A 12,025-nucleotide genomic window follows, 5' to 3' on the forward strand; every position below is an offset into this window, starting at 1 on the left:
GAACCCATGAGTCAGACGAGCGACGACATCCGCCGGCCCGCCGAGACCCCGCCCGTGCGGGTCACCATCGTGCTGCCCTGCTACAACGAGGAAGACCACGTCGTCGACGAGGTCAAACGGATCTGTGCCGCCATGGACGGCTCCGGCTACGGCTACGAGCTGCTCGCGGTGGACGACGCCTCCACCGACCGCACCCTGGAGCGACTGCGCGACGTGCAGGGCCTCTACCCGCACATGCGCGTCATCGCGTTCGGGCACAACGGCGGATCCGGCACCGTGCGCCGGCTCGGCAGCCAGCGGGCGCGGGGCGAGTTCGTGGTGTGGACCGACGCGGACATGAGCTACCCCAACGAGCGCATCCCCGAACTCGTCGCCATGCTCGACGCCGACCCCGAGCTGGACCAGGTCGTGGGCGCCCGCACCCAGGAGATGGGCTCGCACAAGGCGCTGAGGGTCCCCGCCAAGTGGATGATCCGCAAGATCGCCGAGCGGCTCACCAACACCCGCATCCCCGACCTCAACTCCGGGCTGCGCGTCTTCCGGCGCGACGTCGCCCGCCCCTACCTGAGGCTGCTGCCGCCCGGGTTCTCCTGCGTCACCACCATCACACTGGCGTTCCTGTCCAACCAGCACCCGGTGAGGTACGTGCCCATCGAGTACGCGAAGCGGGCGGGCAAGTCCAAGTTCCACTTCGTCAGCGACGCCTACCGGTACATCCTGCAGGTGCTGCGCATGGTCATGTACTTCAACCCGCTCAAGGTCCTCATGCCGCCCGCGCTGGTGCTGCTGGGCCTCGGCACGGCCAAGTTCGTGTTCGACCAGGTGCGCAACCCGCTGTACATCCCCAACAACACCGTCATGATCCTGATGACGGGCCTGATCATCGCGGCGATCGCCCTGCTGGCCGACCTGATCGTGCGCTCCCGGGAGAACCCGTGACCGGCGCTCCGGCCCGGGTCGCGCTCGTGGGACCCGCCCACCCGTACAAGGGCGGCGGGGCCAGGCACACCACCGAGCTCGCCCACCGGCTGAGCGCGCTCGGCCACCCCACGGCGATCGAGTCCTGGCGCGCCCAGTACCCCGCCGCCCTGTACCCGGGGCGGCAGACCATAGCCGACCCCGAGGGGGAGCCGTACCCGGACACCCGCCGAGACCTGGCCTGGTACCGGCCGGACGGGTGGTGGCGGGCGGGGCGGCGGCTGGCGCGCGAGGCCGACCTCGTGGTCCTCACCGTGTTCTCGCCGGTCCAGGTGCCCGCCTACCTCGGCATCCTCGCCGGGGTGAGGTCCCGTCGCGGCGCCACCAGGGTGGTGGCGCTGTGCCACAACGTGCTGCCGCACGAGCGGCGGCCGGTCGACGTGTCCCTGGTCCGCGCCCTGCTGCGCCGGACCGACGGCGTGGTCACGCACTCGCCCGGACAGGCCCTCCTCGCCGAGGGCCTGCTCGGCCCGGGCCGAGCCGTGCCCGTGGTCGCCGAGATGCCGCCGCACCTGCCCGAGACGGGGGGAGCCGCGGCCGCGGACGGAGTGCCCCCGGGCGGCGAGCGCAGGCACCTGCTGTTCCTCGGCATCGTCCGTCCCTACAAGGGCGTCGACCTGCTGCTGCGCGCCCTGGCCGAGGGAGCGCCGCCGGACGTGACGCTGACCGTCGCGGGGGAGTTCTGGGGCGGGACGGCCGAGCTGGAGGCCCGGGCCGCCGCGCTCGGGATCGCCGACCGGGTCCGGCTCCTCGACGGGTACGTGCCCGCGGAGGACCTCCCCGGCCTGTTCGGCTCCGCCGACGCCGTCGTCCTGCCCTACCGGACCGCCACCGCCACCCAGAACGTGTGGCTGGCCCACGAGCACGGGCTGCCGGTCGTGGCGACCCGCGCCGGGACGCTCGCCGACCACGTGCGCGAGGGGGTCGACGGCCTGCTGTGCGAGCCGGGCGACGCGGCCGACCTGGCCCGCGCGCTCGGCGAGTTCTACGCCCCGGGGGAGCCGGCGCGGTTGCGCGCAGGGGTCCGCCCGGTGGACGCCGACCCCTACTGGCGTGCCTACACCGAGCGCCTGCTCGGGGCCTGAGGCGCGGGGCGCCGGGGGAGGGCGGGCTCCGGCGCTCGGCGCGCCCGGTCGGCGAGGACGCGGATCCGGGCTCGGCGCGCCCGTGCGGGGCCGCCGCCTGCGCGGGCGGCGGCTGCGGCCGGTGGGCTCGGCGCGCCCGTGCGGGGCCGCCGTGCGACGCGTCGGCGCCCGGTTCCGGCGCGGGCGACAACACGACCGCCAGCCCCGCCCAGGCCAGGTCCGCGGCGGTCATCACCAGCCGCGACAGCACCGCCACCACCAGGGCCGCCCCGGCGTCCACCACCGGGGCCAGCGCCACCACCAGGACCGCCTCGCGCACGCCCAGCCCGGCGGGGGCGAACACGACCAGCAGGCCCAGCGTCCAGGCCAGCGCGTACGCGCCGACGGCCGGGCCCAGAGAGCGCACCGCGTCGCCGCCGACGGCCCAGGTCAGCAACCACACGTGGGCCCCCAGGGGAACCCACGCCACCAGGGTCCACCCCGCGGCCGAGGCCATCGCCCTCCCGCCGAGACCGAGCGGACCGGCCTCCGCCACCTCCCGGAAGCGCGCGAACGGGCGGGCGGCCAGCCGGATGCCCAGGCCGACCACGCGGGGGTGCAGGGCGGCGAGCAGGAGCGGCGCCAGCGCCAGCGCCCACCACCAGCGCCGGGCGGCCTCCGCCGACGACAGGGGCAGGGCGACCGCGGCGACGGCCAGGCTCACCGCGACCGTCACGCCGACGGCGAGCAGGGTCGCGGCGGCGCCACGGGACCGCGGCACGGCCCGGTCACGGGCCAGCTCGACCTGGGCGACGAACGCCCACACCGAGCCAGGGAGGTACTTGCCGAGCTGGCCCACGAACATCACGCGGGACGCCACCCGGCGCGGCAGCGGTGAGCCGAGCCCGGCCAGCAGGGCCCTCCAGGCGAGCATCTGGGCGGTCAGTCCCGCCATGCCCGAGAGGACCGCGGCCGGGAGCACCCACAGCGGGAGCTCGGCGGCGGCGTCCCGGGCCTGCGCCCAGTTCGCGTGCAGGGCCGCGCCCGCGCACGCGCACACCGCGAGGAAGAGCGCCAACCGGACCCACGGGTTGCCGCGCAGCCGACTCAGCACGCAACTCCTCCTTCGCTCACCTGCCGACCCTATGTCTCTTCCGCCCCGCCCTGGGTCGCACCGGTGGTCCGCCCTGCCCTGGGTCGCACCGGTGGTCCGCCCTGCCCTGGGTCGCGCCGGTGGTCCGCCCCGCCCTGGGTCGCGCCGGTGGTCCGCCCCGCCCGGGGTCGCGCCCGTGTCCCCGCATGGGCGGCACCGGCGGCGGGGGAGGGGCCGGGGTCCGGTCACCGCCGGCGCGGCCCCGGCCCCCTCCGCGAGCGGCGATGCGTCCGCGTGGGCGGAACGGCCGGGGCGTAGGGTGCGCTCTATGAGTGGTGCGAACGACCCCTTCCCCGTGTCCTCCCAGGCCCCGGCCTCCCGGCCGCCGACCCCCTCCGCGATGCGCCGGGCCCTGGCGAGGGCCCGGGACGGCAAGACGCTCGACGTCGCCGAGGCGGAGGTCCTCCTGCACGCGAGGGGGGAGGACCTGGAGACCCTGCTCGAACACGCCGGCAGGGTGCGCGACGCCGGACTGGAGGCCGCGGGCCGCCCCGGCGTCATCACCTACAGCCGCAAGGTGTTCGTCCCCCTGACCCGCCTGTGCCGCGACCGCTGCCACTACTGCACGTTCGCGACGGTCCCCGGCCGCCTGGACTCGCCCTTCATGTCGCCCGACGAGGTCCTGGAGATCGCCCGCAAGGGCGCCGAGGCGGGCTGCAAGGAGGTGCTCATCACCCTCGGGGACCGGCCCGAGGACCGGTGGAAGCAGGCCGCCGAGTGGCTCGACGCGCACGGCTACGACGACACCCTGTCCTACGTGCGGGCCGTGGCGATCATGGTCCTGGAGGAGACAGGACTCCTCCCGCACCTCAACCCGGGCGTCATGACCTGGGCGGACTTCCAGCGGCTCAAGCCGGTCTCCCCGTCGATGGGGATGATGCTGGAGACCACCTCCACCCGGCTCTTCACCGAGAAGGGCCAGGCGCACTACGGCAGTCCCGACAAGGACCCCGCGGTGCGGCTGCGGGCGCTGGAGGACGCGGGCCGCTCCAGCGTCCCCTTCACCACCGGCATCCTCCTGGGCATCGGCGAGACGGTCGCCGACCGCGCCGAGTCCGTCTTCGCGATACGCGGGGTCTCCCGCCGCCACGGCGGCGTCCAGGAGGTCATCGTGCAGAACTTCCGCGCCAAGCCCGGCACCGCGATGATGCACCGGCCCGACGCCGAACGCGAGGAGATGGCCGCCACGATCGCGGTCACCCGCCTGGTCATGGGCCCCAAGGCGCACATCCAGGCGCCCCCGAACCTCATCGGGGCGGAGTCGGGCGGCGTGGACGAGTACGCGCTGATGCTGCGCGCGGGCATCGACGACTGGGGCGGCGTCTCGCCGCTCACCGCCGACCACGTCAACCCCGAGCGCCCCTGGCCCCAGATCGACGACCTGGCCGCGCGCACCGCCGGCCAGGGGTTCACGCTCCGCGAGCGGCTCACCGTCTACCCCGAGTACATCCGCGCGGGTGAGCCGTGGCTCGACCCCCGCCTGGCCGGGCACGTCGCCGCGCTCGCCGACCCGGAGACCGGCCTGGCCCGCGAGGACGCGGTCATCGAGGGGCGGCCCTGGCAGGAGCGCGAGGCCGTCCTGGTCTCCTCCGGCCGCACCGACCTGCACACGGGCATCGACACCGAGGGGCGCACCGGCGACCGCCGGAGCGACTTCGACTCCGTCTACGGCGACTGGGACGAACTGCGCTCCGGAGTGGACCGGGAAGGCGCGGTGCCCCGCAGGTTCGACCCGGACATCGCCGCGGCGCTGCGCAGCGCGGAGGCCGACCCCGCCGGGTTGGACGACGACGAGGCGCTCGCCCTGCTGCACGCGGACGGCCCCGAGCTCGAAGCCCTCGCGGACCTGGCCGACCGCGTACGGCGCGACGTCGTCGGTGACGACGTCACGTACGTCGTCACCAGGAACATCAACTTCACCAACGTCTGCTACACCGGCTGCCGGTTCTGCGCGTTCGCGCAGCGCCGCACCGACGCCGACGCGTACACGCTCTCGCTCGACCAGGTGGCCGACCGGGCCGAGGAGGCCTGGAAGGCCGGGGCGACCGAGGTGTGCATGCAGGGCGGCATCCACCCGGACCTGCCCGGCACCGCCTACTTCGACATCGCGTCGGCCGTGCGCGAGCGCGTCCCGGACATGCACGTCCACGCGTTCAGCCCGATGGAGGTGGTCAACGGGGCCGCCCGCACCGACCTGCCGGTGCGCGAGTGGCTGACCCGGGCCCGCGAGGCGGGGCTGGGGTCCCTCCCCGGCACGGCCGCGGAGATCCTCGACGACGAGGTCCGCTGGATCCTCACCAAGGGCAAGCTGCCCGCGAGCGAGTGGATCGACGTGATCACGACCGCGCACGACCTGGGCATCCCGACCACGTCGACGATGATGTACGGCCACGTGGACTCGCCGAGGCACTGGGTGGCGCACATCAAGCTGCTGCGCTCCCTCCAGGAGCGGTCGGTGGAGCGCAACGGGCGCCGCGGGTTCACCGAGTTCGTGCCGCTGCCGTTCGTGCACACCAATTCGCCCCTCTACCTGGCCGGGCTGGCCCGCACGGGGCCGACCGTCAGGGAGAACCGCGCGGTGCACGCCCTGGCCCGCCTGCTGCTGCACGGCCACATCGACAACATCCAGTGCTCGTGGGTGAAGCTGGAGGAGGACACCTGCCGCCAACTGCTGGCGGGCGGCGTGAACGACGTGGGCGGCACCCTGATGGAGGAGACCATCAGCCGCATGGCCGGCTCGGGGCAGGGGTCGTACAAGACGATCACCGACATCCGCTCCATGGTCGAGCCGACCGGTCGGCCGGTCCGGCAGCGCACCACCCTCTACGGGGAGGTGCCGCGGGAGCGGCAGCGCGTCGCGGAGGCCAGCGATGGCGTGGCGCCGAGCGTCCTGCGCCCGTCCCTCCCCCTGGTCTGAGGGGGCCGCCGGCGGGCGCGCCCGGGGCCGGGGGAGCACGAAGGGGCGGAACGCCGGGTGACGGCGTTCCGCCCCTTCTCCTGGGAGGCGGACCCCCACCGCGAGGGGAGTGGTGGGAGGGGGTCCGCGGGAACCGCGCGCAGCGGGAGGGGCCTCCGCGCGGTCGTGGTTCTAGCAGGCGCCGACGTCGGTCCAGACGCCCCACTCGCCGGTCGTGCCCGGCTCCTCGCCCCGGGTCCACCAGCGGGCCTGGTACTCGCGGCCGCCGTGGGCCACGCGGTCGCCCTGGGTGTAGGTGGAGCCGGACGACCAGGCGGAGGCGGTGCACTCGCCGGGCTGCTGGGTGGGCTGCTCCGTCGGCTGCTCGGTGGGCTGCTCCGTCGGCTGTCCGCCGCCCGGGTTGCCCAGGCGGGCGGAGACGGTGTTCGCGAAGGCGTAACCGCTGGTGGCGTCCCAGTTGATCGACCAGGTCATCACGCCGCCGATGGGACCGTACGGCGTCTGGGGGGAGAACGAGCCGCAGTTGGCGCCGGTCTCCAGGCAGTCGAGTGCGCGCACCACCTGGCTCGGCGCCATGTAGCCGCCGCCGGCCGCGGACCGCACCGCGGGCAGGCCCAGGCCGACCTGGTCGGGGCGCAGTCCCATCTCCAGCTGGATGCAGGCGAGCGCCGCGACGAAGTCCGGGGTGCCCTGGCTGTACACCTGGCCGTCGCAGCCGAGCATCGACCCGGAGTTGTAGTACTGCATGTTCACGATGGTGAGGATGTCGGCGATGTCCGTCGCGAGCTTGTAGTACTCGCGGTCGGGGCTCTGGAAGTCGATGGTCTGCGGGGCCATGGTGACGATCAGGCCCGGACCGACCCGGGAGCCGAGGTCGTGCAGGGCGTCGGACATGTGCTGGGCGTTGATGCCGTGCTCCAGGTCGATGTCGACCCCGTCGAACCCGTAGTCCTGCATCAGCTGGTGGGCGGTGTCGGCGAAGTTCCGCGCCTGGGTCGGGTTGGTGACGTTCACGTGGCCGAGCTCGCCGCCCACGGAGATGATGACCTTGCGCCCCTGGGCCTGGACGGCCGCGATGTCGCTCCGGAACTGCGCGTCGGTGTAGCCGCCCAGTTCGCTGCTCGCGAGGTTGAAGGTGATGCCGCCGTCGAGGGTGGCGTGGTTGTCGGCGAAGGCGACGGCCACCATGTTGTACTCGGCGGGGATCTCCGTCAGCGGCATCACCCCGGAGCCGTTCTCGAAGTTGTGCCAGTAACCGGTGAGCCACTGCCCGGTCTGCTGGGTCTGGACGGTTTCGCCGTCGGCCACGGTCTCCGCCTCGGTGGGAGAGGGGGCGATCTGGGTGAAGCCCGCCACGAGTGCGGCCGCCAGAACCGCGAAGGTACCGGCGAGAGCGGCTTTGCGTCCCTTGGACCGGCTGTGGCGATGAGTCCTGAGCATGGGGGTGCTCCTTTCGTCGAGCGGGGGAGACGAAGGGGGCTCCCGGGGGAGCCGCTTAATTGTTAGGAAACTTTAAAGTTGGCTTCCGGTCCCGTCAATGGAAATGGTAAGGAAAGTTTGCAGTTTTCTTTGGGATCGCGTACCACTTTCTTCGGGGCCGCGTACCGCGCGACGGTCCGGGGCGTCGCCGTCCGGGCGTCCGCGCGGCGGCCCCGCCGGCCCCGCGGCGCTCCGGGCGCGGCCCCGCTCAAGCGCCGTACGGACCGGTCCCCGTGTCCCGGATGTCCAGATCGCGGCTCATCGCCCGGAACACCTCGTGGTCGATGTCGCCCTCCCGGTACATCGACATCAGCATGTCCCGCCGCGCCTGCGTGATCTGGGCGTGCACCGCCTTGCCGCTGTCCACCCGCTGCCGGGCCCGGCCGTCCCCCGCGTCGAGCAGCCCCCGCACCTGGCTCACCCGGCGGACGTACACGCCGCGCAGGGAGTCGGCGGTCCTCTCGTCCAGCTCCCCCTCGCGGAGGAGCTCGTCCACCTTGCCCAGAGCCGCACAGCTCATCTGCTCGTCCGCCCGCAGGAACTCCCGCTGCCGGGCGCCCTCCTCGGCGAGGCCCAGCCGCCGCAGCACCAGAGGCAGCGTCATCCCCTGACCCACCAGTGTCCCCAGCACCACCGCGCCCGCCACGAACACCAGCGCGCCCCGGTCGGTGAAGGGCTCCCCGCCCAGCGTGGCGGGCAGGGACAGGGCGATCGCCAGCGACACCGCCCCGCGCATCCCGCTCCACCCGATGACGATCCGCTCCCGGAAGGACGAGACCTCCAGGTTGAGGAACCGCACCACCCGCTGCACCGGGATGACGGCCAGCATCAGCGCCATGCGCAGGACGACCGCCGCGGCCGTCGTCGCCAGGGCGACCCCGAGCAGCCCCAGGAGGGCGAAGTGGTCCCGCACGGCCGCCGCCACCGCGTCCAGCTGGAGCCCCAGCACCACGAACAGCATCGACTCCAGCAGGCTCACCAGCGTCGACCAGATCGTCTGCCCGTTCACCCGCACCCTCGGCGGCAGCAGGCCCTCGCCCCGCGTGCCCAGGTAGAACCCGGCGACCACCGCCGCCAGAACGCCGGAGAACCCGGCCATCTCCGCCGGGATGTACGCGACGAACGGCGTGACCAGCACCACCATCAGCTGGAGGGACGGGTCCCGCATGCGCGTACGCGACCACGCGACCGCCGCGGCCACCACGGCCCCGTAGAGGAGGCCGCCCACCACGACCTTCGCCAGCTCCACCACGCCCTCCTGCGGCGTGAGCGGACGCGCCATCGCGGTGACGGCCAGGCTGAACAGGGTCAGCGCCACCCCGTCGTTGATCAGGGACTCGCCCTCCAGGATCGTCAGCACCCTGCGCGGGGTGCCCACCCGCTTGAGGATGGCCGACGCGGCCACGGCGTCCGTCGGCGCGATCGCCGCGCCCAGGGCGATCGCGGCGGGCCACCCCACCGAGGGCAGCAGCAGGTGGAGGACCGCGGCCAGGCCGAACGCGGTGGCCAGGGTCACCCCCACCGCCATCACGGCGATGGGCCGCATCAGGTCGCGCATGTCGCGGGGCGAGGAGAAGAACGCCGCGTTGTAGATCAGCGGCGGCAGGAACACGAGGAGGATGACCTCGGGGGAGACCGACAGCGAGTGCATCCACGGCACGACCCCCAGGGCCATGCCGAGCAGCACCAGCACGACCGCGCCCGGCACCCGGAGCCGTCCCGCGACCAGTCGGCCGCAGATCACCGCGACCACGATCACCAGCGTGGCGACCACGTACTCCTCGACGTCCATCCCGCGCCTTCCCCCGCTCGACTCCCGGCCGGACCAGGATCGCGCCGTCGGTCCCCCGGCGCCTCCGGACGCGCCGGGGGACCGACGGGAGGGCCCGGGCCCGCACCGTCCGCCGCGGGAGGGCCCCGGAAAGGACGGACGCCGGCCCCGCGGTGCGGGAGCCGGCGTCCTGGGGCGGTGGACACGGGTCCCGCCCGGGGCCGCCGCGCCCGCTACCGCACCGTGACGAAGTCCTCCGGGTCGCGCGGCGGGCGGTCCCGCGGGGGCTCGGCCGCGTGCCCCACGGCCACCGACCCCATCGGCTGCCAGTCCCGGGGCACGTCCAGCACCTCGCGCACCACGTCCGCGCAGAACATGGTCGAGGAGATCCAGGCCGAGCCCAGCCCCTCCATGGCCAGCCCCACCAGCAGGCTCTGCACCCCGGCGCCCATCGCCACCTGGAACATCGACCGCTCGGCGTCCGTCCGGCGCGCGTCGGGGTAGGGGTGCGCGCCGTCGGCCACCAGGAAGGGCACCACCAGGTACGGCGCACCGCGCAGCACGTCGCCGCGCCGCGTCCGCCGGGCGATCTGCTCCTCGGTGAAACCGTCGCCGCGCAGGTCGGCCACCCACGCCTGCAGCATGGCGTCGAGCAGCTTCTTCCTCGTCTGCGCCGACTCCACCAGCACGAACCGCCACGGGGTCGTGTGGTGGGGCGCGGGGGCCGTCACCGCCGTGGCCACCGCGCGCCGCACGGCGGCGGGGTCCACGGGCTCGTCGGTGAACGAGCGCACCGTCCGCCGGGCCGGGACCACGTCCCGCGACCCGTACCGGAAGAGGTCGTCGTCGGCGGCGCGGACCAGCGCGGCCGCACCCGGCCCGTCCTCCTCGGTGACCAGCGCGCCCAGGCCGGTGACGACCGCGACCGGGACACCGCTCGTCTTGCCCTTGACCAGTTCGCCCGCCGCGGCGATCTCGTCGGCGACCGCGTTGACGGTCGCCTCCATCAGGTTGCCGTGGGTGTCCTCGGTGCCGCGCAGGTCCTGGACGGCCGGGAGCCCGGCCGCGCCGATGGCGACGTCGGTCTGGCCGACCCGCCACGGGCGCCCGAAGGTGTCGGAGACGATCACGCCCACGTTCACACCCCGGCGCGCGCGCAGACCGGCGCGGATCGCCCGGGCGGAGGCGTCGGAGTCCTCGGGCAGCAGAAGGACGGTGCCGGGCTCGACGTTGGAGGCGTCCACCCCGGCCGCGGCCATGACCAGGCCCTGCCGCGTCTGCACGATCCGGGTGCGGCCCGCGCGGGCGACCACCCGGACGGTCTCGGCGTCCACGGCCTCGTCCCGGCCCATCCGCCGGGAGCGCCCCTCGGCCTTGCTGACCACCTTGGAGGTGACCACGACGATGTCGCCGTCGGCCAGGGGGGTCCCGGAGGCCTCCGCCGCCTCGGCGACCAGGGCGGCCAGGTCGTCGCCCTCGCGCACCTCGGGGATGCCGCCGAGGCCGCGCACCCGCAGTTCGGCGCTCAACCCCCGGTCCCCCCGTCCGCGGCGCCGCGCCCCGCCAGCTCCACGGCCAGGTCGACCGCGGCCCGGGCGATCGCCTCGGTGGCGGCGGGATCGCTCATGTACAGGGGGCGCGAGCGCACCTCCACGCCCTCGACCACGGTGCCGGCGTCGGCGTCGTCCACCAGCCAGCCGTCCAGGAGGTCGGGGCCCAGGTGCTCGGCGACCGCGCCCGCTCCGGTCTCCACACCGATCGCGGTCAGGCAGGCGTCGGCCATGCCGCGCACCGGCGCCCCGCCGATGATGGGGGAGACGCCCACGACGGTCTTGCCGACCATGGCCTCGCGGATGCCGGGCACGTTGAGGATCGACCCGACGCTGACCACGGGGTTGGACGGGGGGATGATGACGGCGTCGGCCTCGGCGACGGCGGCCAGCACGCCGGGGGCGGGCTCGGCCGCGTCGGCGCCGACGCTGATGATCTGCTCGGCGGGCAGGGCGGCCCGGTGCCTGATCCACCACTCCTGGAAGTGGATCGCCCGGCGTCCGCCGCCGTCGTCGACGACCACGTGCGTCTCGACCTGGTCGTCGGTCATGGGGATCAGGCGCACGCCCGGCCGCCAGCGGTCGCAGAGCGCCTCGGTGATCGCGGAGAGGGGGTACCCGGCCGCGATCATCTGGGCGCGCACGATGTGGGTGGCGGTGTCCCGGTCGCCCAGGCCGAACCAGGTGGGCTTCATCCCGTAGGCGGCGAGCTCCTCCTTGACGGTGAAGGTCTCGTCGGCCCTGCCCCAGCCCTGTTCCTCGTCGATCCCCCCGCCGAGGGTGTACATCACGGTGTCCAGGTCCGGACAGATCCTCAGACCGAAGAGGGTGATGTCGTCACCGGTGTTCCCGATGACGGTGATGGTGTTGACCGTGGTCTGCTCGTCGGTGGCCGGTGCGCCGATTCCGAGCGCGGCCTTGAGGCCGCGGAGGAAACGCGCACCGCCGATACCGCCGGCCGGTACGACTATCCGCATGCGTCCAAGTCTGGCAGGCTGGGGGCGTGTATGGGTCGTCTGCCCCGCCGTGGGCTCGCGCCCCTCGTGTGACCGTTCCGGTACCGGGAGTCCGTGAACCCCGGGGCGAAGGTCGCCGTCTCACCCCTTCGGCCCG

The 12,025-nt window shown here is 74.2% G+C and carries 7 protein-coding genes and 1 pseudogene; 3 read left to right on the forward strand and 5 right to left on the reverse strand.

What is annotated here, in order from left to right; translation table 11 throughout:
- Positions 1–6 precede the first annotated feature (6 nt).
- Both ACFQBR_RS17540 and ACFQBR_RS17545 read left to right on the forward strand, forming a co-directional pair.
- Positions 7–939 carry a glycosyltransferase family 2 protein gene (locus ACFQBR_RS17540; protein ID WP_267948286.1) on the forward strand — a complete coding sequence of 311 codons (933 nt, stop codon included), beginning with the start codon at positions 7–9 and terminating at the stop codon, positions 937–939.
- Complete coding sequence (locus ACFQBR_RS17545; protein WP_267948287.1) at positions 936–2,063, forward strand: glycosyltransferase family 4 protein; 1,128 nt, start codon at positions 936–938, stop codon at positions 2,061–2,063. The genes ACFQBR_RS17540 and ACFQBR_RS17545 overlap by 4 nt, the downstream gene beginning before the upstream one ends.
- Positions 2,064–2,211: 148 nt before the next feature.
- Here ACFQBR_RS17545 and ACFQBR_RS17550 read toward each other — a convergent pair.
- A pseudogene (locus tag ACFQBR_RS17550) lies at positions 2,212–3,156 on the reverse strand (lysylphosphatidylglycerol synthase domain-containing protein); the annotation flags it as partial.
- Between the two features lie 307 nt (positions 3,157–3,463).
- Between ACFQBR_RS17550 and ACFQBR_RS17555 the strand changes: the two are divergent.
- A complete protein-coding gene (locus tag ACFQBR_RS17555) occupies positions 3,464–6,112 on the forward strand; it encodes a bifunctional FO biosynthesis protein CofGH (protein WP_378553847.1) in 2,649 nt (882 codons plus the stop codon).
- Between the two features lie 171 nt (positions 6,113–6,283).
- Here ACFQBR_RS17555 and ACFQBR_RS17560 read toward each other — a convergent pair whose 3' ends face one another.
- The 4 genes from ACFQBR_RS17560 to cofD form a co-directional block, all read right to left on the reverse strand.
- Positions 6,284–7,552 (reverse strand): glycosyl hydrolase family 18 protein, encoded by a 1,269-nt coding sequence (locus ACFQBR_RS17560; RefSeq protein WP_267948290.1) that lies wholly within the window; start codon positions 7,550–7,552, stop codon positions 6,284–6,286.
- 247 nt (positions 7,553–7,799) lie between these two features.
- Positions 7,800–9,383, reverse strand: a complete 1,584-nt coding sequence (locus ACFQBR_RS17565) for a Na+/H+ antiporter (protein WP_344182143.1) — start codon at positions 9,381–9,383, stop codon at positions 7,800–7,802.
- A 212-nt stretch (positions 9,384–9,595) separates the two neighbouring features.
- Entirely contained in the window at positions 9,596–10,891 is a 1,296-nt protein-coding gene (locus ACFQBR_RS17570) for a coenzyme F420-0:L-glutamate ligase (protein ID WP_344182145.1), read from the reverse strand.
- Positions 10,888–11,889, reverse strand: coding sequence for a 2-phospho-L-lactate transferase (cofD, locus tag ACFQBR_RS17575; RefSeq protein ID WP_344182147.1), 1,002 nt, complete (start codon positions 11,887–11,889; stop codon positions 10,888–10,890). The genes ACFQBR_RS17570 and cofD overlap by 4 nt, the downstream gene beginning before the upstream one ends.
- Between the last annotated feature and the right edge of the window lie 136 nt (positions 11,890–12,025).

It is taken from the genome of Nocardiopsis tropica (genome assembly GCF_042660575.1).
In the GTDB taxonomy this organism is placed as follows: Bacteria; Actinomycetota; Actinomycetes; order Streptosporangiales; family Streptosporangiaceae; genus Nocardiopsis; species Nocardiopsis tropica.